Genomic DNA, 23164 nt, shown 5'->3' with positions numbered 1-23164 from the left:
GCGGTTACGTTTCGCTGGTCTCGGAATCCGCGGACTCGTTGGACTCGTTGTCAGTAGTGGAATCATCGGACCCGTCGTCGGTAGCCGACTCATTGGTCTCGTCCTCGGTAGCTGAGTCGTCGGTCTCCGTCTCCGGATTGTACTCGATGTTCTTACCCACGGAAGCGTAGATGTCGTCCCAGTCCTTGTCCTCGTCCATCAAGTAGACCTCGACGGTCAGCGGGCCGGCCCCGAACTCTTCGATCCCAGCGGGGCGAACGTCGATGTGGAACGTGCCGTTTTCTTCCATGCGAACCTCCCCGGTGCGTTCGATGATCTTCTGTTCGTCTTCGTTGATCTTGACGAAGAAGTACGGCTCGCCCTCTACGTCACCGTGTTCCGGCGGATCGACGTTCTCCATGCTCGTGTTGGCGACGACCTCGAGGTTGAAGTTCGAGTAGCCGTCACCGCTCGCTGCGGGCTCTTTATCGACGAACGTCATCGATTCGATCCGATCCGCGCGTTTGTCTTCCAGCGGTCGGTTCGGTTCCTGCGGCGGGCTCCACTCCGCGTTCGCGGTGTCGTCGCCGTCGTTCGAGTCTCCCCCGGACTCGTCCGAATCGGCGGTGTCGTCGGAGCCGTTCGATCCCGTTTCGTTCTCGTTCAGCGAGTCTGTCTCATCGTCACTCGACGGCTCATCCGCTTGTGATCCCCCGAGGCCGCTACACCCGGAGAGCGCGACGAGCAGTGCGACCGCGATAACAGCGACGGTTCGGAATTGCATCGTACCCCGTCATAGCCGCACGGTTGCCATTATTACAACCCCGATAAGCGACAGCGACTAATTCGACGGTAGATGAGCCAGATCTGGTCTGAGACGGCCATTTTAGCGCATTGCATGCACCGGGACGATCCTTAAGCTGTGCACAAACGTCGGAAGCCCGTTCGCTCGTGACCGCTCTCGACGAAAATACGCGCCGAGTAGAATCCCGCTGCACCCCCGCTCACGAACGGCTCGGTTCGCGTGACGCATCGCTCCGTCGTCGACCGACCTGTCGCGCGATCGGTTCGCAAGAGGACCTCGGTCCCGCGGGACTCTCCCTCGCGCGAAAACTCGCCTCGATTGTGATACCTACGCGAGCGGCGTCCGCTCGACGACCTGCCACACGGACCTTTTTCTCGTCGGGTTCGCGTACTCACCCTCCTCGAAAACTCTCCACCAAAAAGCCGCTCACTCCCGCTGGTCGTTCACGGGTCACTTCGTTCCCCGTCTGCTCGCGGGCCGACGGCCCGCTCGCATGGTCCGAGGGACACAGAGCGTCCCTCGCTATTCACATTCGCGGTTCTCACTCGCTTCGGGCGTTCCGAACCGCGCACCGTTCGCGGTCCCTACGCGAGCGGCGTCCGCTCGACGACCTGCCCGTCGTACGTCGGATACTGCTCCACGATTTCGCCCTTCTCGAGGTCTCCCTCCTCGATCATCTCCTCTAAGAGCCACCAGGCGACCTCGACATGGTTCGTTTTAACGGTGTAGAACTCCTCGGGGACGCCGAGCGCATCGAGGCGCTCGGGGTCGGTGTAGGCCTTGCCGTAGACGAGCGTCCCGTCGTCGGTGACGTCGTCGAACTCGCGACGGACGTTACGGGCCATGCGTTTGAGGCGGCGGCGGTGCTGGGCCGCGTCCTTGAAGACGGAGGTACAGAAGTAGACCTTCTCGTGGTCGCCCATGGCCTCGAGGATCTCCTCGCGGGAGCCGTCGACGGCGCTCATGTGATCCTCTTTGAGTTCGAACCCTTGCTCTTGCATCCGTCGGTAGTTGCCGTCGCTCATCTCGAACTCGTTGATGTTGCAGAACTCGGCGGCTCCCTCGTCGATCAGCTCGAGGAACTCCTCCTCGGCGCGGATGCCGGGAATTTCGAAGGCGGGCGTCAGCCCCTCCTCGCGGGCGATATAGAGGATCTCCTCCCACTCGGTGCCGTGGAGGTCGCCCCACTGTTCGTAGGGCGGGTGGAAACGAATCTCGTCGAGACCGGCCTCCGAGAGGCGGCGCATGTTCTCGCGGCCGCCGGTGATGCCGGTGTAGAGGTGCGTGTGGTGGTCCTCGCCGAACTCGTCTTTGAGTAGCTCGAGGTAGTGACAGGTCCGGTCGAGGGCTTCCTGGGGCTCGCCGCCGGTGATCGACGTGCCCAGCGCGTCCATCCGGTTGGCTTCGGTGAGGACGTCCTCGTCGCTCTCGACGAGTCGCTCGTTGGCGTAGACGTCGGTGACGTTCTTCCGGTTCTCGCCGAGCGGGCAGTAAAAGCAGTCGCGCTGGTCGCAGTAACCGTAGACGAACAGCACCATCTTGCCACCTTTCGCGCACTGCTCACAGCCCTTCGAGATCATTCGAGGGTACGTACCCGCCCGAGCCTCAAAAGCAGTGCGAATCCCCAGCGTCGCTGTGCCCCGTTAGTTTATCTCGTGGGTGCGGTGGGTAGCGCGGATGTGATCGGCCATACACTATTATACGCATCGCCTCTAATGAAGGGTATCTGATGACTGGCGGAATCCACGTTCTCTGTGTCGACGACGACTCAGACAGCCGCGAGCTAACCGCCACCGTCCTCGAGCGTCGCACCGACGATATCCACGTGAGGGTCGCGCGAAGTGGTCGGGACGGGCTTGCCGTCTTCGACGACGGCAACGCTGAGTCCGGTCGCGATGTCGACTGCGTCGTTAGCGACTACGAGATGCCCGACATGGACGGTCTCGAGTTGCTCGCGGCGGTCCGAGAGCGCGATCCGACGATGCCGTTCATTCTGTTTACCGGAAAGGGATCCGAATCGATCGCGAGCGAAGCGATTTCGGCGGGCGTCACCGACTACCTCCAGAAGGGGACCAGCGATCAGTACACCGTGCTGGCGAACCGAATCGAAAACGCCGTCGAGAAACGCCGTGCCGACCGGGCGCGACGCGAGAGCGAACGCGAACTTGAGCAGTACCGCGTGCTCGTCGAGACGGCCTCCGATGCGATGTACGTCCTCGACGATGTGGGGCGCGTGACTATCGCAAACGACGCGTTTTGCGATCTCCTCGACGCCGACCGCGACGCGGTCGTGGGCGGCCACATTTCGACGTTCATCAGCAGAGCTTCGTTCGAGCGCGGTGTCAAGACCGTTCACCAACTGCGTTCCGAGGGCGGAGAGTCGGACTACTTCGAATGCGCCCTCGAGACCCCCACCGACGAGCGGCGCGTCTACGAGGCCAACGTGTCCGTCATCACCGAGGATACCGGCGAGTTTGCCGGCTCGACGGCGGTCATCCGCGACGTCACGTCGAGGAAGCGACGCGAACGCGAACTCGCGCAGTACGAACGAGTTATCGAACTCGCACCGACCGCCCTCTTCATCCTCGACGCGGACGGGTCGATCGGCTGGTGTAACGACGAGTTCGCCGACGCGTTCGCCGAGGACAAGGCGGCGCTACTCGGAATGCCGTTCCCCGAACTCGTCGACCGCGGCTACTACGACGAGCAGGTGATGACCGAGTACGCCGAGGAGGTACGGCAACTCCTCTCCTCGACGACCGATAGCGACCGAGCGAAGTATCAGGTCCGGTTTCACTCGGCCGACGGTGCGGAGCTCATCCACGATGTCCACACCACGCTCCTCCCGCTCGAGGACGGGGAGTTCACCGGAACGATCCACGCGATCCGCGACACCACCCGGCGGCGTCACTACCGGCGCGAACTCGAGCGCCAGAACGACCGACTGGAGGAGTTTACCAGCCTCGTGAGCCACGACCTGCGGAATCCGCTGAACGTCGCCCAGGGGCACCTCGAACTGATCGACGAGCGGACCGACAGCCAACACGTCGACAAAATCCAGTGGTCGCTGTCGCGGATGGAGGAACTCGTCGACGGACTGCTCGAACTGGCCCGCCAGGGGAAGATGATCGGCGAACAGGAGTGGTTCCCGCTCGCATCGGCGGCTCGGGAGGCGTGGTCGACCGTCGATACCGGCGACGCCCGCCTCGAGATCGACACGGATATCGAGATCTACGGTGACGAAGCGAGGATTCGAACGCTGCTCGAGAACCTGTTTCGAAATGCCGTCGAGCATAGCTCGACGAATCCTGCTTCGCACGCTCAGCAGGACGCCGTGGAACACAGTTCCACGAACCCTGACTCGCAAGCTCGTCGGGATGCCGTCGAGCATCGCTCGACAGACGACCAACGCGGCTCTCGCGCTAACGACACCGAGGAACACGAGACGGACGGCGACCACGACGAGGCCGAACCCGTCGTCACCGTCGGCTCGCTCGAGGCGGCCGATCACTCTACCGGCAACGAGACGCGTCCGAACGGATTTTACGTCGAGGATACGGGGCCGGGGCTGCCGGCCGATCGCGAGTCGCTGTTCGGGTTCGGGTATACGACCGAGGCGGACGGAACCGGACTCGGGCTGGCGATCGTCGACGGGATCGCGACGGCTCACGACTGGTCGATCACGGCTCGAGACGGGTCGTCCGGCGGCGCGCGGTTCGATATCGATGGCGTCAGAACCGCTACTGCCGACGCTGACGCCGGACCTGCGATCGATGCTGAAACCGAGACTGACGGCACTCCCTGAGTCGACCGGACACGGTTCGTCTCGGCCGTCGGTCGCCCCGATCGCCGTTCGCCCGACCGCTATTCACCAACCTGTTAGTCGGCTACGGTTCTCCCGTTGATTGATCGACGGACGGGTTCGCGTCGACCGACCGATCCGTTCTCCGTCCCAGAAGACGGAAATACCGCGGCGTGCAACCACAAGCCGATGCTGCTGGTCCTCTGTGTCGACCTCGACGACGACCTCGGCCGCAAGACCGGCTTCTCGACGCCGGTTATCGGTCGCGAGCCCGTCGAGGAAGCGGCTGTCGCCCTCGCGACCGCCGACCCGGAGGATTCGGACGTCAACGTCATTTTCCAGGGGTTGCACGTCTACGATGACCTCACCGAGCGCGACGAGAGCGTCGAGGTCGCCGTCGTCACCGGTAACGACCAGGGCGACGTCAGCGCCAACCGGGAGGTCGGCGACGAGGTCGATACCGTTCTCGCGAGCCTCTCGACCGGGGAGGACGTCACCGCGCTCGTCGTCACTGACGGCGCCCAAGACGAATCCGTCATTCCGATCATCCGCTCGCGGGTCCCCATCGACGGCGTCCGGCGGGTCGTCGTTCGACAGGCCCAGAACTTAGAGTCGATGTACTACACGATCAAGCAAGTGCTGAACGACCCCGAAACGCGCGGAACGGTGCTCATTCCGCTGGGAATCCTGCTGTTGATCTATCCGCTCGCGCTGATCGGGACGTTCCTGAACCTGCCGGGGTTCGTGCTGGGGTCGACCTCGGCGCTGCTCGGACTCTATCTCATCTCGCGCGGGCTCGGCCTCGGCGACCGGCTGGACGCGACCGTCGAACGCGCCCGACGCTCGCTGTACGCCGGACGAACGACCCTCCTCGCGTACGTCGTCGCCGCCGCGTTGTTCGTCCTCGGTGGCGTCAGCGGGATGGACTCGCTCGAGTCGGTCCGTCGATCGACGTCCGGTGACCTCGGAGTCCCCGTGATGCTCGCCGCGCTCGTCTACGGCTCGATCCACTGGTTCGCCGCCGCGGGGCTGACCACCAGTCTCGGCCAGATCACCGACGAGTACATCGCGGGTTCGCTCGAGTGGCGATACCTCAACGCGCCGTTTTACGTGCTCTCGATCGCGGTCGTTCTCCACGCGGTGAGCGCGTTCTTCCTCGACGACGTCGAAATCGCCTACCTCGCGGCGGCGCTGACGGCGGGAACGCTGCTGGGAATCGTGAGCACGCTCACGTTCGCCGTCGCGGAATCGCGGTTTTCCGACTCGGATCGAGAGGAGGGGACGCGAGGGGCCGAGCGAGTCTAACTGCGCGTCGACTCTCGTCGCGGGCCGTCTGTGACGATGCCGTCCTCAGCGTTCGCGATCGACGACGAACTCCGCCAGCTCGAACAGGTACTCCCGCGCGTCGGGATCGGCGACCTCGACCCGATCCAACGCGTCGATCGCCCGATCGGCTTCGCGACGCGCGCGATCGTTCGCTTCCTGGGGCGTGAGGTTGGTCACCTGGACGACCGACGGTCGCTCGAGGGCGGCGTCGTGGCCGGTCGGTTTGCCAAGCGCCTCCGGATCGGCGACGGCGTCTAACACGTCGTCCCTGATCTGGAAGGCGACGCCGACCCGTTCGGCGTACTCGCCGAGCGCGTCGACGGTAACGGGATCGGAGTCGGCGGCGATCGCGCCGAGTTCCGCCGCGGCTCGAAACAGCGCGCCGGTCTTGCGCCGAGCGAGGGTCATGTACTCGTCTTCGTTTGCGGGTTCGGCCGACAGTTCGGTCGCTTCGCCGACGCCGAGTTCGACCATGGCGTCGGCGACGACCCGAGTCGCGTCCGGATCGGCGGAAAAGAGCGCGAACGCCTCGCCCAGTAGCCCGTCGCTCGTGATGATCGCCGGGCCGTGGCCGAACTCGGCCCAGGCGCTGGTCGTTCCGCGTCGCAGTTCGGAGCGGTCGATGATGTCGTCGACGACCAGCGACGCCGTGTGCACGAGTTCGATCCCGACGCCGAACTCCACGGCGTCCTCGGCACGTCCGCCGACGGTTTCGCAGGCCAGCAGCGTCACCATCGGTCGGACGCGCTTTCCCCCGGAGAGCGCGACGTGGCGAACTTCCTCGGAGAGCGTCTCGGGCTCGACCCCCTCGACCACCTCGACGAGACGCGTCTCGATCAGCGCCCGTCGGCGCTCCAGCAGTTCCATCACCCGGGCTTAGGATGCGGTGGAAAAGTAGCTAACGGATCGCCCACGGATCACCTTTTTCCGCCCGGGTCGCTCACGCTGTTCGCGACCACTCACGCAAAAAACCTGGACCAAAAACACCGGAAGAACTCCGTTCTTCCGAGCCCTCGTTCACTCCGTTCACGAGGAAGATCGCTCGCTCACGTCGTTCGCTCGCGGTACAATCGCTTACCCTTCGAACTCCTCGATGAGTTCGGGGACGATGTCGAAGAGGTCGTCGACGATCGCGTAGTCGGCGATATCCATGATCGGCGCGTTGGGGTCGGTGTTGATCGCGACGATCGTATCGGAGCCCTTCATGCCGGCGACGTGCTGGACTGCACCGGAGATACCGATGGCGACGTAGACGTCGGGCGTGACGACCTTCCCCGACTGGCCGACCTGACGGTTCTTGGGCAGCCAGCCGTTGTCGACGATCGGACGCGAGGAAGAGAGCGTCGCGCCGAGTGCGTCCGCCAGATCGCGGATCAGGTCGAGGTTCTCCTCTTCTTCGATGCCGCGGCCGATCGAGACGAGGAGTTCGGCCTCACTGATGTCGACGTCGCCGCCGCCGACCTCTTCGAAGCCGCTGACCGTCGAACCGATGGCGTCCTCGTCGATGTCGGCGTCGAAAGCGTCGATCGCAGCGTCGCCGGTGCCTTCGGCCTGGGGCCACTCGGCGCTGCGGATCGTGACGACCGCGTCGCCCTCGAGTTCGTTGGTCGTCTCGACCTTGCCGCCGTACATCTCGCGGGTGGCGACGAGCGTCTCGCCGTTCGTCTCGAGGTCGATCGTGTCGGTGACGACGGGGAGATCGAGCTGGTTCGCGACGGCGGGCGCGTAGTCGAGCCCGTTGACGCTGTTGGGCGTCAGGACGTACTGCGGGGCGAGTTCGTCGTAGAGCTGCGTGATCGCCTGCGTGTAGACGTCGTGGTTGAACTCCTCGCCGTGGGAGACGGTGTGAATGGCGTCGACGCCGTCGCGATTGAGCTTGTCGGCGAAGTCGTCGACGGTGCCGCTGATGACCGCGAGGTGGAGGTCGCCGCCGGTTTCGTCGGCGAGTTGGCGACCGGCGGTGATGATCTCGTAGCTGACGTCGCGCAGTTCGCCGCGGCGGTGGTCGGTGACCGCGAGGACGTCCGTCATTGTGCCACCCCCTTGTCGCGGAGGAGTTCACCCAGCTCCGAGGCGGTCTCCTCGGCGCTGCCCTCCCAGAACGTCGCGTCGCTCTCGCTTTCGGGCTCGTACATGGCCGTCATGGTGAGTTCCGATTCGATGGTCGCCTCGTCGACGCCGATGTCGGCGAGGGCCTTGACGTCGAGCTCCTTTCGCTGTGCCTGCCGAATACCGCGGAGGCTGGCGTAGCGGGGCTCGTTGATCCCCGTCTGGATCGTCAACACGGCCGGCAGCTCGAGTTCGGTGAGCTCCTCGACACCGCCCTCGAGCTCGCGTCGGACCGAGGCGACCCCGTCGTCGAGGTCGTGCTCGAGGTGGTTGACGACGGCGCCCCACTGGAAGCCGATGTTCTCGGCGACGGAGACGCCGGTCGCGGCGAAGCTGTCGTCGCCGGCCTGAACGCCGGTGAGCACGAGGTCGGGATCTTCCTCCTCGATGACGGCGCTGAGGATCTCCGTTTTGGCGTTGACGTCGAGCAGGTCGACGCCCTCGAGCGAGTCGTCCCAGACGCGGACGGCGCGGTCGGCGCCCTTCGCGAGGGCCTGTCGGATGGTCTGTTCGCACTCTTCCGGGCCGATCGTGACCGTCACGACTTCGTCGGCGATACCGTCTTCCTGAAGCTGGACGGCCTCTTCGATCGCGTAGTCGTCCCACTCATTGAGATCGGCACCGAGGTACTGGTCAGCGATTTCGGTTCCCTCGATTTCGAACTCGTCTTCGACGGTCGCTACCTCTTTGACCGTAACGAGAATTTTCATCATCCATCACTGCTACGTCCATACCGTAAACCTTTTCGAAACCGCCCGTCACCCAAAATCCGTTCAGTTACCAAATTTCGAACTTCTTTCATAATCCGTTATCTCTGCAGTCAACTCTTGGACCGTCAGTTTCCACCGTTTCCCCCTCTCTCGTTCGCGGTCCGGAAGACGGAAACGGTTTAACGCCACCGCTGGTAGTGCCGTTCATGGCAGACTGTCCACTCGCCGATGACTGCCCGGAATTCTCCGAACGGATATCGGGAATGGGATGTCAACACTACGGTGACCGGGGTGGCAAGGAGTGGTGCAACCACTACAATCAGCCGATCGACGATCTCAAGACCCAGCCGGTCAAATCGGGCGAGGAAGTCGTCATCGACGTCGTCGACATGCACGAAAGCGGCGCCGGCGTCGGCCGAACCGAGGACGGGTTCATCGTCATGGTCGACGGCATCTTGCCGGAAGCCCGCGCTCGAGTCGAGATTACCCGCGTACACAGCAATCACGCACGAGCGGAGGAGCTGGAGATACTGCCGATGGATCCCGACGACGACGAGGCTGAAGCGGCGGGTGCGGACGCAGACGCAGAGGAGGACGCGGAGATGGAAGACGATGCTGCCACCGACGACGAAACCGGTGCGGCCGACGATGGTGGCGGCCCGCAGCGCGAGCGACTCGGCAGCCGCGATAACTTCTGGGGCTCGTAACTCACCGCCTCGAGTGGACAGTCGACGCGGTGGATTCTCACGGAGTCCGGACCCGTTCGGGCGATACTCGGTCGGATGGCAACAAGATGTAAGTATCGATTCTGTTTACTGTACGGTAATCGATGGGGAGTGGATCTCGCAGTGGCCGTCAGTTACTCTCGGTCATCGCGCTCGTCTGTGCGATCGGTGGACTGGTTCTCGCAGCGGGGGCGTTGCCCACCCTCGCGTCGGACTCGCCGGCGAGCGGGGTTTTCGAGGGTGCGACAGACGGACAGGTGTCCAGTGAAACGACCGCGTCATCGGCGCCCGCCACCGGCAGCGCCGCGTCCGGTTCGAGCGGCACGTCGGGACTGGATTCGGATCTCCTGGCCGGTCTCGCGGACAGTCCGTTTTTCGGCGGTCTACTCAGCAATCTGCTGGGCGGCTCCGCGGGGACTCAGCCTCGTCCCGACGTCGGCGACGCCTCGATGTCGGATCTCGAGGGGAGCGGTGACGGTGAAACGCAACCGGACGGAACGTCCGGCGAGACGGGTTCGACGGACGGATCGGGTGAGACCGGTTCAACCGATGGCTCTGGCGAGACGGGATCGACTGACGGTTCGGGTGAAACCGGTTCGGCTGACGGGTCCGATGGAGCGACTGATAGTTCGGGCGAGACAGGATCGACTGAGGGCTCTGATGGAACCGGCTCGACCGATGGCTCCGACGGGACCGATTCGGCTGAGGGGTCAGGCGAGACGGGATCGACGGACGGGACCGACGGAACAGGATCGACCGACGGCTCGGATGGAACCGATTCGACCGACGGCTCGAGCGGGGCGGATTCGACCGACGGAGGCGGTGAAACGGGCTCGGGTAGCGGGGGGACGGACGACGGTCAATCGACCAGCGAGGGAGAAGCCGGCGGGGCAGACGGACAGACGGCCGCCGCGCGAGGCGAGGACGGGTCCGACACTGGTGCCGAGGGGGGCGAAGCGGACGGCGGGAGCGGCTCGGACGACTCGGACGGCGACGAAGCCGGCGGCGACGACTCGTCGCTGACGGACTCCGTTCCCGGCGTCTCCGATCGCGCGGTGACGGCCGGCCTCGTGGCGATCGCCGCGCTGATCGTCGGCTACGTGTTCTACACGCGCGACGATCCGATCGGCACGCTGCTCTCGATCCCGGGGCGACTCGTTTCGCTCGCGCTGGCGGGAGTCGTCGCCTGTTCACAGGCCCTCGAGCGGGCGCTGGCCGCAGTGGCCGGTCTGCGCTCGATCGCGGACCTGCCGAGGCTCGTTCTCGCGGCGATTACGGACGCGATCCGCTCGGCGCGGACGCACGTCCGGGAGGTCGGCTCGTCGGTGTCGACGTCGCTGTTCGGCGGTGCTGAAGAGGCGACCGATACCGACGCGGCCGTCGACGCACAGACCGGCGCTCGCGAACGCATCCGGCGAGCGTTCGAGAGCGTGATCGACGCGTCGCCGATGTATCGAACTCGCGTCGCGACCGCGACCCCCGGAGACGTCGCCCGGAGCGCGACCGACGCCGGGGCGCCCGGTGAACCGGTCGAGACGATCACCGACTCGTTCCGCGACGTGGAGTACGGCGACCGCGATCCGAACGCCTACCTCGAGCGGACCGAGACCGCACACGATCGGCTCCGCGAGGCGATCGAACCGAGCGACGAAGCGGATGCCGACGGGACCGACTCGTCGGGAACGACGGGAACTGGAACGGAAACCGGGTCGGGAACTGGAACGAAAACGGGAAGAAAAAGAGCGGACGCGGGGGGTGACGCCGATGAGTAGATCGCCATCGACCACCGGGCTCGCGATCGTTACCGTCTTCGCGGCGGCGCTGCTCGCCATCGGCGCGGCGATGGCCGTCCGTCCGGCGCTGGTACTCGAGCGGGTGCCCGAACTCGAGGCCGTGCTCTCGGCGCTCGATCCCGCGCTCGTCGTGCTGGCGATGGCGCTCGTGCTCGTGGTGTTCGCACCGACGCTGGGGATCGCCGGCCGACTTCGGCCCTCGACGACGTCGCCGCTGGTCGAATCGACAGCCGGTTCGGGTCTCGATTCGTCTCGGTTCGACGATCGGGCCGCGCGCCAGCGGATCGTCGGCGAACCGTTCGATCGGTGGCTCGAACTGGCCACGGCGTACGACGACGAGTCGCGGTCGACGCGCGAGGACGCGCGCCAACGGCTCGTCGAGTCGCTTCGTCCCATCGCCGCGACCGCCTACGCGAATCGGGCGGGGCTGACCGAGGACGACGCGATGGCCGCGATCGAGGCCGGTTCGTGGACCGACGACCCCCGCGCGGCCGCCTTCCTCGGGGGCTCGAACGGTCCGTCGACGCCGCTGTGGCTCTGGCTGTTCGATCTCGTGAGCGCGGCCGATCCGGTCGTCCGGAGCCTCGAGCACGCGATCGACGAGATCGATCGGGTGCAGTCGACGCCGTCGGTCGCGCCACCGGCGGCGACGTCGGCGACCGAGCGGACGGAGACGGCCGACGCGGAGGGCACAGCGTGACGGACGCGATCCGCCAGGCTCGCTGGCACGGCGCGCTCGTCGTCACGCTGGTGACCGCGCTGCTCGCGGTCGTGCTCGGCCTCCCGTCTCTGCTCTTCCTCGGCGTCGTGTCGCTCGGGTTCGCCCTCGTCGGGGAGGTGAGTTCGGTCCCGTCACTCGGCGGTGGCGAGGACGAAGCGGATGCCGACGCCGACGCTCCCGATGAACCCGACGCTCCTGTTGACGCCGACGCGGAGGGCGGCGGCTCTGCTAGTTCTGGTACCGGCCTGCGCCTCGAGCGGGCGCTCGAGGACGCCCGCGTGCGGCCGGGCCGGTCGGTGACGGTGACGCTGTCGGTGACCAACGAGAGCGATCGGGTCGCGTCGGACGTTCGCGTCGTCGATCACCCGCCCGCGGACGTGCCGGTGACGAGCGGGTCGCCCGCGTTCGCGACGGCCGTTCGGCCCGGTGAGACCGTCACCCACGAGTACGAACTCACGCCGCCGCGCGGAGAGTACGAGTTCGGGACGGCGACGGTCCGCTGTCGGTCGCTGTCGGCGACGGCGGTGACGACCGACGAGTTCGAACCCGCCGGCGAGACCGGGTTCACCTGCGAGACGCTGCTCGACTCGTTCCCGTTCCAGGATCGGACGATCCAGTACGTCGGCCAGACGCCGACCGACGACGGCGGGAGCGGCGTCGAGTTCTTCTCGACCCGGGAGTACCGCCGCGGCGATCCGATGAACCGGATCGACTGGCACCGGTTCGCCCGGACGGGCGACCTCGCGACCGTCGAATACCGCGAGGAGCGGGCGGTGACGATCGTGTTCGTGATCGACGACCGCGCGTCGGTGCATCGCGACGCCCCCGGCGGCGGGCCGGATTCCTACGACTTGACGCTCTACGCCGCCTCCCGGGGCGTCGTCGCCTCGCTCGAGGACGGCAACCGAACCGGGCTGGTGACCCTCTCCGGCGACACTTGGATCGAGCCCGGCGGTGGCTCCGGCACCCGAAGCCGCGTCGAGGACGCGCTCGAGGACGCGGAGACCCGGTCGTCATCGGGCGCGGCCTCGCCCCCGGGATCGGCGACCGATCGGCCGATCGCGGACGGGGGTGGAACGGCGGATTCCCGATCCTCGTCGGATCCACAATCCGACGAGAGCTCGCTCGCGGTCGATCTCGAGCGGCGGCTTCCCCGGCGCGCGCAGGTCGTCTTCTGTACGCCGCTGTCGGAGGCGGGGGCGGTCGATCTCGTCGAGACGTTGCGAACTCGCGGGCGGGCGGTGACGGTCGTCTCGCCCGACGTGACGACCGGCGTCACGTCGACGGTCACGACCGGCATGCAGGTCGCCGGCCTGCAGCGGGCCAACCGGGTCGACGCGCTCCGCGGGCTCGGGGCGACCGTCGTCGACTGGCACCTCGAGGACCCGCTCTCGGTCGATCTGGCGCGGGCGTTTCGCGCCGGTGCCGGCCGAGCCGGAGGCGGATCGCCGTGACGGGCGACGCGATCACCGGCTCGGCCGGCCGGGACGGTCGGGGAGGTCCGAACGCGCGCGACTCGACCGCAGCGGGATCAGCGGGAGCGGCAACGGGATCGAACTCGAGGCGTGCGATTACGCTCGAGACCGGCAGGGAGACCCTCGAGTCGGGAATCCGCGGCCTTCGACGGGCGCTGCGCCGACCGACGGCGAGCGACGCGGCGATGCTCTGCTGTACGCTGACCGTCTGTCTCGCGGTCGGGGCGACGCTGGTCGGTCTCGAGTTGGCGGCGCTCGCGGTCGGTGCCGGACTGGCGGCGGCGGTGACGACCGCGTTGCTGGCGAGTCGGCGACCGCTCGTCCGCGGTCTGGGCGGGATCCTCGCGGTTCCGACCGCCGTTCTGGTCTCGTCGCCGGCCCTCCTCGCCGGCGCGCTCGCCCTGACCTCGTCCGGCGTCGGGCTGATCGCCGGCGCGGCGGTCTGGTCGCTCGTCGTGGCCGCGTTCGCCGCGGGCCTGGTCTCGTGGGAGCAATTCGGACGCGGCGGCGTTCGGCGCGGTTCGACGGGGACGACCCTCGCCGCGATCGGGGTCGCCGTCGTCGCCGCCGTGCCGATCGTTCCGCGGGCCGACCTCCGCGCTCGCGCCGCGGCGGCCGTGACGGATACGGTCGGGCAGTTCTGGGCCGCTCTCGTCACCTCGCCGGAGCCGTGGACGGTGGTGTCGTTCGCCGGCCTGGTGCTCGTCGCAGCCGTCCTCTCGAGTCGCGCGCTCGCTGCGGTGCCCCTCGAGCGGGTCGTCCCGCCGGATCGCCGCGACGCGCTCGCGACGGCCGTCGACGCCGTTCGCCGGGGGTGTTCGCTCTCGATCCGGGGGGCGCTCGCGCTGGTGATCGCGGCCGTCGGCGCGCCGCTCGCCGTCGATCGGCTCGGGGGACCGGCGGTGACGCCGGCCGACCTGCGGACGGAGCTGCCGGCACCGGTCGGCGACGCCGTCGCGACGCTCGTCACGACCGTCGACCTCCGCGTTGTGCTGCTCGCCCTCGCGGCGATCGCGGTCGCGCTCCTCGTCCTCGAGCGGGCCCGTCGCGCGGCCGGTCGCGGCCCCGCCGTCGTGATCGCCCGATTAGTCGCGCCGATCGTCGGCGGGGCGCTCGTCGCGCTCGTGCTCGCGCGGGCGCTCGCCGGCTCGGCGCTCGAAGCCGAGATTCAGCGGGTGCTGACGACGGGCCTCGGCGGGGTGGCACCGCCGTCGGTGCTCGAGTTCCTCACCTCGGTTCCCGCCTTCGTGCTGGTGGCGATCGTGTTGATCCTCGCGCTGGGCTCGCTCTCCTCGCTGCTGTGGACGGTGACGATGTTGCGAGTGGTCCGCCTGCTTCCCCGGCGGGGGATCGCCGCCGCGCTCGCCGCGGGTTCGGTGTTCGCGCTGGCGATCGGCCTCGCGATCGTCGGCCGGCTCGAGCCGGCGATCTGGACGGCGGCGGCGGCGTTCGTCCTCTGGGACGTCGGCGAGTACGCGGACGGAATCAGGACGGAACTCGGCCGCGACGCGGCGACGATGCGGGCGGAACTCGTCCACGTCGGCGGGACGGTGCTGTCGGGCGGCCTCGTCGCCGGCGGGACGGTCGCCCTCTCCCGGTGGGGCGTGACCGACGTGTCGATCACCGACCCGGCCCTCGCGGCCGTCGCCGTCGGGACGGGACTGTTCGCGGTCGTCCTCGTGACGTGGACGCTTCGGGGGTAGGGACTGGGACTCACCGGTGGCGTATCGATCATCGACCCGTACCTTCCGCTTCAGACAACGTTTTCTCGGTTCGCGTGAGATGTGGGTGCATGGAACGCATCTCGCTGTCGAACTCGGCGTTCGAGGGTGACAACAACGCCTATCTCTTCGCGGACGGAGCCGAAACGGTGCTGATCGATACCGGCGACTGGATGCCGGCGACCCGCGACCAGCTCGAGGCGGCGTTCGCCGATCGGGAACTCGAACTCGCCGACGTGGACCGGATCTTTCTCACGCACTGGCACCACGACCACTGCGGACTGGCCGGCGAGATTCAGGCCGAAAGCGGTGCCGAGGTGTACGCACACGCCGCCGACGCGGCGCTCATCGAGGGCGACGAGGAGGCCTGGGAGGCGATGTACGACCGCCAGAAGCGCTACTTCGAGGAGTGGGGGATGCCCGAGGCAAAGCAGGAGGTCCTCCTCGAGCGGACGGTTCACGACGAGGCGACCGTCGAGACGCCGACCGTCACCCCCTTCGAGGACGGCGAGACGTTTGCCGTCGACGGCACCGAACTCGAGGTCGTTCACACCCCCGGCCACGCGGCCGGCCTCAGCATGTTCGAGACGACGATCGACGGTGAGCGGGTGGTCTTCTCCGGCGATACGCTCCTGCCGGTGTACACGCCGAACGTCGGCGGCGCGGACGTCCGCGTCGACCGGCCGCTCGAGAAGTACCTCCGCGCGCTGCGGGGGATGGTCGACGCGGAGTACGACCGCGCGTGGCCGGGCCACCGCGATCCGATCGACGATCCCACCGGGCGGGCGCAGTACATCATCGACCACCACGAGGAGCGCTCCTGGCGGGTGCTCGACGCCCTCGATCGATTGGGCCCCTGTGATACGTGGACCGTCAGCGCTGAGCTGTTCGGCGAACTCGACAGCATCCACATCCTCCACGGTCCCGGCGAGTCCTACGCCCACCTCGAGCACTTGGAGCGCGAGGGGACCGTCGTCCGCGAGGGACGCAAGTACCGGCTCGCCGACGGCGTTTCCGACGAGCTCGCTGCGACCGAGGGTGAGCGGTGGGACCTCGAGTACTGAGCCGTCTCCATTCTCGGTCGATCCTCTTCGCGTACTAACGAACTCGATGTGTGAATGGGAGGCGCTAATGGGAGTTCGTGCGGCGAAGCGTCCTGCTATCGTGGCGACAGGGAATGGCCACGCCCTCCCCAGCCGATTCGCTCACTAGCGTTCGCTCATCCACTGGAAGACGCGAAGCGTCTTCCAAGCCATTCGCTCACAAAGTTCGCGAAGACCTCGCGCAGCGTCGGGCCGCGACTCACCTGTCGGTTCGCCGCGGCACAGCGCGCGCCACCGCAACGTTGGGTGCCGGTCCGGAGTGAAACGTGGTTTCCCCTTCTCGTCCTTCAGTCACCCATCGAGGGAACCGGCACGCTGTTCAGCGCGCCCTCGACGATCGAGCGGGGATCGACGTCGCGGACGTCCGCCTCCGTCGTCAGGACGATGCGGTGGTCCAGCACGGGGTGGACGACCGCGCGGACGTCCTCCGGAGCGACGTACTCGCGGCCCGCGATCGTCGCTTGAGCGCGACTCGCCTCGAACAGTCGCTGGAGGCCGCGCGGTGAGATTCCGACCTCGACGCGCTCGTCCTCGCGAGTCGCCCGACAGACGTCGACGAGGTACGCCCGAATCTCGGGGTCGACGTCGATCGATTCGGGAACGGTCTGGAGATCGAGGACCGCGTCGCGGTCGACGACGCTGCCGACGTCGGGCGTCCGTGTCTCTCGGTTCGCCCGTCGCTCGAGGAGTTCGAGCTCGCCGTCGCGGTCGGGGTACCCGATCGTCGTCTTGACCATGAAGCGGTCGACCTGCGCTTCCGGCAGCGGGAAGGTACCCTCCTGCTCGACGGGATTCTGCGTCGCGATGACGAAGAACGGGTCCGGGAGCTCGCGCGTCTCGCCGCCGATCGAGACCTGTTTCTCGCCCATCGCTTCCAGCAGGGCGGCCTGGGTCTTGGGCGGCGCGCGGTTGATCTCGTCGGCCAGCACCACGTTCGCGAAGATCGGTCCCTCCTCGAACTCGAACTCGCCGGCCCGCTCGTCGTAGACGTGGGTGCCGGTGATGTCGGCAGGCAGCAGATCGGGCGTGAACTGGATGCGCTTGAACTCGAGGTCGAGCGCCGTCGCTAGGGTCCGCGCCGTCAGGGTCTTCCCGGTCCCGGGCACGTCCTCGAGGAGGACGTGACCCCCTCCGACGATAGCCGTGAGAATCGTCTCGAAGCGCTGCTGGTCGCCGATGACTGCGGTCTGGATCTCCGAGAGGACGTCCTGACACGTCTCGGCGGCCGCGGAAACGTTCATGCTCGCGGTCTGTCTCCCGACCGTTATATACGGTTCGGCCGATACGACGAGTCCGAGCCGATACCGAGAAGTTTTTACTCATAACCGAGTTAGAAATGCGTATGATGTGGCAAGACTTGATCTTCCTGGCCGGTAGCGTCCTCTCGATCGTCTTCCTCGCACCGACGGTGCGCGACGTGACCGCGAACATCCCGCTCGCCTCGAGCGTGCCGTCGATGACGATCGGCGCGGTCTACGCCGTCACGTACGCGACGCTGGGAATGCGCTTCTCCGCGCTCGGCTCGTTCGGCGTCGCGGTCATGTGGTCGCTGATCGTTTCCTACCGCTCGCCGGGACCCCACGACGGCCTCGCGAACGCCGGTCGATTCGTCCGCTCGCTGCTCCGGCAGGCGCGTCGCTCCGGGACCGAGACGCCGACCGAAACCGAGTACACCGCACCCGGCCAATCGGCCGACTAACGACCGGCGTCGCGGTTCGCTTCGTTCCCAGCTGACAACTGATCGTCCCCGAGACGGAACGGGAGTGACGGACCGGTTCCGGGACCGCAGTCATTCGGTGCTGAGACCGGGGAAGCTTTGATCCCGCCGAATGCTAGAGTATAGTACTATGCACACGCGAGCCTGCAGATTCGAGGGAGGGCAGCCGCCGTGATCGACGACGTCGAGGAACTCCTCGAGGAGATCGGGTTCGATCCGGAGACCAGCGTTCTGACCTACCGGCAGGCACAGGTGCTCGCGTTGCGCGAACGCGGCGTCTCGCAGGCCGACATCGCCGAGGCGCTGGGGACCTCGCGAGCGAACGTCTCCTCGATCGAGTCCAGCGCCCGCGAGAACGTTTCGAAGGCCCGCGAGACCGTCGCCTTCGCGGAGGCGCTTCGCGCGCCGGTCCGGGTTCGCGTCCCCGCCGGGACCGACCTCTACGACGTGCCGCAGATGGTGTACGACGCCTGCGACGAGGCCGGCGTCAAGGTCGACCACACCGCGCCGGATCTGATGAAAGTCGTCGGCGACGCCGCGGGGTCGGCCGTCTCCGGCCGGCAGATATCGACGCCGCTGATCGTCGGGGTGACCTCGGAGGGAATGGTTCGCGTTCGACACCACGACTGAACCGCCTCTCGTCGCTGCAACCCGTGCGACTACTCGTACCGCTCGTCGAGAAACTGCCGGACTGACCGCCCGACCTCCGATCGAAACTGGTCTGTCTCGACGGTCCCGCTCCCGCGATAGAGCCGGTCGTGCGCTTCGCGAACGATGTCCTCGAGGACGCGCTCGTGGACCGCCTCGACGGTCACGGGCCGCTGGCTGTCCTCGAGTAGTCTCGCGATTTTCTCCATCCGTTGTCGCGTCGCGTACGTCGCTGCCAGCTCCGGAGCGGACGCGTCGACCGGAGTCGTTTCTTCGTCGTCTCGGTGCGCGGGGTGGAGTAGCTTCGCCCGCTGTCCCCGTTTGTTGCGGATGATGACGCCTTCGGCGGGTCCGTCGTACCACTTCGACTGCGGGACGGCGTACGACTCCGGATCGAAATCTCGCGTGTGCCGCTCACGTTCGACGGCGTTCACGGGCCGGAGCCCGACCCGTTCGAAGATCCGTTCGGTCGTATCGGGCGGATAAAACGCGCCGTTCTCGTCCGACCAGATATCGAACCCGAGAACCGACGGGGTTCGGTCCCACTCGTACTCGATCGCGTGCCGGTGCATCGCCTCGCCGACGAAGACGATCGACTCGACGTCGTCGACGGCGCGTCGAAGCGCGTCCCGATCGAGGCGCTCCCGAACGTGGCGGACGGCGTGGCGGTACGGGGCGGGAATCGCGTCCGGATCCGAAAACCACCGGTCTCGATCCCCGAAGCGGACGAGCCCCGACCGCTGCAACCGAAACCGAAAATTCGCCCCGTCGACTTTCTCGAGGAGCCAGAGATGCCCGTCATCGAAGAGCTCGCGGGGCGCGTTCTCGACGCGCGGGATGGATGGGTATCGCTTCAACTGTGTCGTCCTCGAGTGGCTCCACCGTCTTTTATCCCCCGTTGGCCCCTGGTCTCTCGGAACCGCTCACCGGGAGGATACCGCTCGTCGAGTCGCGATCGACGAGTCGACGGAAAACGTCATACCCTCCGTGTCCGTGTTTACGGGTATGAGTCCCGACGACAGAGTCACCGTCGAAGACGTGATGTCGACGCCGCTGGAGACGATTTCGAAGGACGAAACGGTAATGGAAGCGGCACAGCGGATGCGCGAGAAGGACATCAGCGCACTGGTCGTTCGGACCTCGCCGCGAGCGATTATCAGCAGTACGGATGTCCTCGACGCCGTCGCTGACGGCCGGGACATCTCGGAGTTGCGGGTCGCCGACGTGATGACGACCGACGTCGAGACCGCCGCGCCGGACCTCTACATGGAGGAGGTCGCCGCGATGATGACCACGTACGGTATCAAGCACCTCCCGGTCGTCGACGACGACTACGTCGGGATGGTCTCCTCGACCGACGTCACCGCCCACCTCTCGTAGGTACTGATCGGCTGACTATCGATACCGACGGCGGCGTCTCGGTCGCCTGCCGGCTCCCCGAGAGATTTGTACGCCCCGGCCGTCGGCAGGGGTATGGACTTCGAACTCGACGGCAATTCGGCGCTGGTGACCGCCGCCTCGAGCGGCCTCGGCTTCGCGAGCGCGCAGGCGCTCGCCGAGGAGGGCGCGAACGTCGCGATCTGTGGCCGGGACGCGGATCGGCTCGAGGACGCCCGCGACGAACTCGAAACGACGGCGGCGGGCGACGTGCTCGCTGTTCAGGCCGACCTCACGGACCCCGACGACGTCTCCCGGCTCGTCCGCGAGACGGTGGACGCGTTCGGGGGGATCGATCACCTCGTCACCTCCTCGGGCGGCCCGCCGAGTACGACCTTCCTCGAGACCGACGAACAGGACTGGTATCGGGCCTACGACCTGCTGGTGATGAGCGTCGTCTGGACGATCGAGGAGAGCCACGAGCACCTCCTCGAGTCCGAGTACGGGACGATCACGTGTATCACCTCGCGAACGGTCCGGGAGGTCGCGGACGGCCTCCTGCTCTCGAACTCGGTCCGACGGGGCGTGATCGGTCTCGTCAAGACGATCTCGCGGGAGTTCGCTCCCGACGTTCGAGCCAACGCGGTCCTGCCGGGGACGATCGAGACGGCCCGGATCGAAGAACTCGTCGAGGCCGGCATCGAACGGGGCACCTACGAGGACTACGAGGCGGGGCTGACTGAACTGGCGAGCGACATTCCGATGGACCGCCTCGGCGAGCCCCGCGAACTCGGCGACGTCGTCGCCTTCCTCTCGAGTCCGCACGCGAGCTTCGTCAACGGGGCCGAGATCCCGATCGACGGCGGCCTGTTGCGGAGCTGAGGCGGTCGCACCGCAGCCCGGCAACTCGTCCGATTTCGAATCGAAATACTCTCGGTTCCCCTCGGACGAGTCGGGGTGTGTACGGGCCGGCTCAGATCGCTGGATACCTCGCGCTGGTGGTGACGCCCGCCGCGTTGCTCTTCGGTGCCGTTCGTGCGCCGACCGACCCGCCGACCGGACTGGTGAGCGTCCAGTTCGGGGTCGTTCTCGCGGGAACCGTCGTCGCCGCGACGGAGCGCCACCGCCTCTGGACGTTCGATACGACCGGATTCGATCGTACGGACGCCGCCGACGCGCTCGCGGTCCCGGCCGCGGCGGTGCTCACCTACGTGCTGAGCGTCCACGCCGATCTCGGCCCGGTTCTCGCGTCCGCGCTCGTCGGGCTGGTCGTCGGCCTCGGACTCCCGCGGATCGACGGCGCGGCCTACTGCGGATCGTTCGTCGGGATGGCCTCGCCGGCGGTGTTCCCCTCGCTCGAGGGGGTCGCGCTGGCGGGACTCGTCGCCGGGCTCGCGTTCGTCGCGACGGCCGAATCGTTCGGCGGCTTCGGCGGCAAATACGGCACGCTCGCGCTCTTCGGCTGTCTCTCGGCGGTGTTCCTGACGGACGTCGACTACGCCGCCGGGCGCTCGCTCGAGTGGGGTCTCGCTCCCGCGATCGGCGCCGTCGCCGTCGTCGCTGCGGTCGCGACCGTCCTGCTCCGCACTCGCGGCGAGACGAGTTCGGTGGTCGCTTCCGCCGCGGTCGGGATCGTCGCCGGCGTCGGGTTCCCGCGGCTCCTTCCGGAACTGGGGCCGACGCTGGCCGCGGTCGCCTTCTGCGCCTCGTTCGTCGGAATGTCGAGCGCCGAACGGTTGGAAACCACGGGGCAGGTCGCGGGTGCCGGCCTCGTCTGTGGGCTCGTGTACCTCGCGGTCGCACCCGCCCTCGCCGGCGCGGGCGGCAAGTTGGGGACGACCGCGTTCGTCTCCTGTCTCGCGCTCGCCGGCGCGTTGGAGCTACCGGCCGTCGTCCGCTCGAGCGCCGATCGCTTCGTTGCGAGCCGTTGAACGTGGTCTCCGGTCACGCTCGAGTCCGGTGGCTGCTCGAGTCGGGGACCTCCGTCGGGCGCGCCCGGTCGGCCGACCGACGACGATTCGAATCGGGAACGCTTTCACTATCGATCTGATAGTGACAGTAAACAAACGACAATGCCCCCGATTCGCAACACCCTCGGGGATCTGACCGCCGAGCGGTTTCGAGCGGCGGTCCTCCTCGGACTCGCATCGATTCCGTTCACCGTGGCCCTCTCGTGGGAGTCCGCATCGACCTCGGTCTCGGGGACGGCCGTGCTCGCCGCCGGGCTGCTGGCCGGCCTCCACTACGGCGACCGATCGGCGGAGAACGGCGACGTCGGCCCGCTCGAGGGCTATCGCTACGGCAAGCGACCGGCCGCGAGCCACCGGGCCGGGATCGTCACCGGCGTCGTCGGCTCCGTCCCCGCGGTACTCCGGGCGATAGTCCACATGCTCGACCTCGCGTGGTCCCTGTCCGGATGGCGGGCCGCGATCGCCGTCAGCTTACTCCCGGTCGCGATTCCGATCGTCGTCGGCCTGTTCGCCTTGTCGGGGGCGATCGGTGCCTACGTCGGTGACTGGCTGACCACCCGGGTCGATCGCGCTCGAGACAGGGCCAGTTCGCGAGTGAACGCGAACTCGGACGGCGACGTCTCCGGCTGGTGGCGGTGGGTCGCCGCGTACAGCCTCTTCGCTCCGGCGGTACTGCTTTACGTGTTCGGCGTCCGCCCCGGGAGCGGTGCCGGTTTCGCCCTCTCGGTGCTGGCGCTGTTCGTGCTGGTCCCGTTCTCAGTCGTCGCCGCCGTCGCGCTCTTCGAGGACGCGCTCACCCTTCGGGAAGTGGGGCGGGACTGGATGCCCAACTATTGGGTCTACGTCGGCGCGCCGCTGGGCGTCTACGCGCTCGTCTATCTGATAGCGACGGTCCTGCAGTCGGCGAACCCGTCGGGGGACGCCGTCTACGGATTCATCGTCGCGCTCTGGCTCTCGGCGATCGTCTATTTGAACGGCAGACGCCGGCACGTCGGCACGCCGTAACTGTCGTCACCGCGGCGGCATTCGGGCGGATGAACCGCTCGTCGTCGCTCCGCTCACGGTTCCCTTCGGTCACCGTTCGCTTTCCGAAACCCCCTACTCCGATCCCGTCTCGCTCCGCTCATACGGGCTACTGTACCGATGTACCGGCGCGACCGCAGGTCGGATCGCGGGCGCGCCG

The 23164-nt window shown here is 67.2% G+C and carries 21 protein-coding genes; 14 read left to right on the top strand and 7 right to left on the bottom strand.

Going from position 1 to position 23164, the window contains the following annotated elements; translation table 11 throughout:
• Positions 1-4 precede the first annotated feature (4 nt).
• Both AC0QDI_RS16920 and AC0QDI_RS16915 read right to left on the bottom strand, forming a co-directional pair.
• Positions 5-763 (bottom strand): hypothetical protein, encoded by a 759-nt coding sequence (locus tag AC0QDI_RS16920; protein WP_474670247.1) that lies wholly within the window; start codon positions 761-763, stop codon positions 5-7.
• 605 nt (positions 764-1368) lie between these two features.
• Positions 1369-2364: a radical SAM protein gene (locus tag AC0QDI_RS16915; protein ID WP_474670245.1), complete on the bottom strand. Its 996-nt coding sequence runs from the start codon at positions 2362-2364 to the stop codon at positions 1369-1371.
• 149 nt (positions 2365-2513) lie between these two features.
• On the opposite strand from AC0QDI_RS16915, the gene AC0QDI_RS16910 reads away from it, so the two are divergent.
• Positions 2514-4589 carry a PAS domain S-box protein gene (locus tag AC0QDI_RS16910; protein ID WP_474670243.1) on the top strand — a complete coding sequence of 692 codons (2076 nt, stop codon included), beginning with the start codon at positions 2514-2516 and terminating at the stop codon, positions 4587-4589.
• A 186-nt stretch (positions 4590-4775) separates the two neighbouring features.
• Positions 4776-5891 carry a DUF373 family protein gene (locus AC0QDI_RS16905; protein ID WP_474670241.1) on the top strand — a complete coding sequence of 372 codons (1116 nt, stop codon included), beginning with the start codon at positions 4776-4778 and terminating at the stop codon, positions 5889-5891.
• Positions 5892-5936: 45 nt separating this feature from the next.
• On the opposite strand, the gene AC0QDI_RS16900 is transcribed toward AC0QDI_RS16905, so the two are convergent.
• From AC0QDI_RS16900 to AC0QDI_RS16890, 3 genes are all read right to left on the bottom strand, one after another.
• Positions 5937-6779, bottom strand: coding sequence for a polyprenyl synthetase family protein (locus tag AC0QDI_RS16900; RefSeq protein WP_474670239.1), 843 nt, complete (start codon positions 6777-6779; stop codon positions 5937-5939).
• Positions 6780-6986: 207 nt separating this feature from the next.
• On the bottom strand, positions 6987-7943 hold the full coding sequence (locus AC0QDI_RS16895) for an electron transfer flavoprotein subunit alpha/FixB family protein (RefSeq protein WP_474670237.1): 957 nt from the start codon (positions 7941-7943) through the stop codon (positions 6987-6989).
• Positions 7940-8731 (bottom strand): electron transfer flavoprotein subunit beta/FixA family protein, encoded by a 792-nt coding sequence (locus tag AC0QDI_RS16890; protein ID WP_474670235.1) that lies wholly within the window; start codon positions 8729-8731, stop codon positions 7940-7942. The genes AC0QDI_RS16895 and AC0QDI_RS16890 overlap by 4 nt, the downstream gene beginning before the upstream one ends.
• A gap of 206 nt (positions 8732-8937) precedes the next feature.
• Here AC0QDI_RS16890 and AC0QDI_RS16885 point away from each other — a divergent pair, with 206 nt between their 5' ends.
• The 6 genes from AC0QDI_RS16885 (at position 8938) to AC0QDI_RS16860 (ending at position 16230) form a co-directional block, all read left to right on the top strand.
• Complete coding sequence (locus tag AC0QDI_RS16885; RefSeq protein WP_474670233.1) at positions 8938-9438, top strand: TRAM domain-containing protein; 501 nt, start codon at positions 8938-8940, stop codon at positions 9436-9438.
• A 122-nt stretch (positions 9439-9560) separates the two neighbouring features.
• Positions 9561-11228, top strand: a complete 1668-nt coding sequence (locus AC0QDI_RS16880; RefSeq protein WP_474670231.1) for a DUF4129 domain-containing protein — start codon at positions 9561-9563, stop codon at positions 11226-11228.
• Entirely contained in the window at positions 11221-11949 is a 729-nt protein-coding gene (locus AC0QDI_RS16875) for a DUF7269 family protein (RefSeq protein ID WP_474670229.1), read from the top strand. Before AC0QDI_RS16880 ends, AC0QDI_RS16875 begins: the two co-directional genes overlap by 8 nt.
• Entirely contained in the window at positions 11946-13424 is a 1479-nt protein-coding gene (locus AC0QDI_RS16870; protein ID WP_474670227.1) for a DUF58 domain-containing protein, read from the top strand. The genes AC0QDI_RS16875 and AC0QDI_RS16870 overlap by 4 nt, the downstream gene beginning before the upstream one ends.
• Entirely contained in the window at positions 13421-15148 is a 1728-nt protein-coding gene (locus tag AC0QDI_RS16865) for a DUF7519 family protein (protein WP_474670225.1), read from the top strand. Before AC0QDI_RS16870 ends, AC0QDI_RS16865 begins: the two co-directional genes overlap by 4 nt.
• Positions 15149-15237: 89 nt before the next feature.
• Positions 15238-16230, top strand: coding sequence for an MBL fold metallo-hydrolase (locus tag AC0QDI_RS16860; protein WP_474670223.1), 993 nt, complete (start codon positions 15238-15240; stop codon positions 16228-16230).
• A gap of 326 nt (positions 16231-16556) precedes the next feature.
• Here AC0QDI_RS16860 and AC0QDI_RS16855 read toward each other — a convergent pair whose 3' ends face one another.
• Positions 16557-17510, bottom strand: coding sequence for an AAA family ATPase (locus tag AC0QDI_RS16855; RefSeq protein ID WP_474670221.1), 954 nt, complete (start codon positions 17508-17510; stop codon positions 16557-16559).
• 104 nt (positions 17511-17614) lie between these two features.
• Between AC0QDI_RS16855 and AC0QDI_RS16850 the strand changes: the two genes are divergently transcribed.
• Together AC0QDI_RS16850 and AC0QDI_RS16845 are read left to right on the top strand one after the other, a co-directional pair.
• A complete protein-coding gene (locus AC0QDI_RS16850) occupies positions 17615-17968 on the top strand; it encodes a hypothetical protein (protein WP_474670578.1) in 354 nt (117 codons plus the stop codon).
• Positions 17969-18136: 168 nt separating this feature from the next.
• Positions 18137-18616 (top strand): Tfx family DNA-binding protein, encoded by a 480-nt coding sequence (locus AC0QDI_RS16845; protein ID WP_474670576.1) that lies wholly within the window; start codon positions 18137-18139, stop codon positions 18614-18616.
• A gap of 29 nt (positions 18617-18645) precedes the next feature.
• Here the strand turns inward: AC0QDI_RS16845 and AC0QDI_RS16840 are convergent, their stop codons facing one another.
• Positions 18646-19491 carry an RNA ligase family protein gene (locus tag AC0QDI_RS16840; protein WP_474670219.1) on the bottom strand — a complete coding sequence of 282 codons (846 nt, stop codon included), beginning with the start codon at positions 19489-19491 and terminating at the stop codon, positions 18646-18648.
• Positions 19492-19639: 148 nt separating this feature from the next.
• Here AC0QDI_RS16840 and AC0QDI_RS16835 point away from each other — a divergent pair, with 148 nt between their 5' ends.
• The 4 genes from AC0QDI_RS16835 (at position 19640) to AC0QDI_RS16820 (ending at position 22986) form a co-directional block, all read left to right on the top strand.
• Complete coding sequence (locus AC0QDI_RS16835) at positions 19640-20014, top strand: CBS domain-containing protein (protein WP_474670217.1); 375 nt, start codon at positions 19640-19642, stop codon at positions 20012-20014.
• Positions 20015-20107: 93 nt separating this feature from the next.
• Positions 20108-20893, top strand: coding sequence for an SDR family oxidoreductase (locus AC0QDI_RS16830; RefSeq protein ID WP_474670215.1), 786 nt, complete (start codon positions 20108-20110; stop codon positions 20891-20893).
• A gap of 77 nt (positions 20894-20970) precedes the next feature.
• Positions 20971-21942, top strand: coding sequence for a hypothetical protein (locus tag AC0QDI_RS16825; RefSeq protein WP_474670213.1), 972 nt, complete (start codon positions 20971-20973; stop codon positions 21940-21942).
• Between the two features lie 141 nt (positions 21943-22083).
• A complete protein-coding gene (locus AC0QDI_RS16820) occupies positions 22084-22986 on the top strand; it encodes a DUF5518 domain-containing protein (RefSeq protein WP_474670212.1) in 903 nt (300 codons plus the stop codon).
• Positions 22987-23164: the final 178 nt, after the last annotated feature.

The organism is Natrinema sp. LJW11, assembly GCF_056135975.1.
The sequence above is the reverse complement of the archived record's forward strand: the minus strand, read 5'-3'. Positions and strand labels throughout refer to the sequence as shown.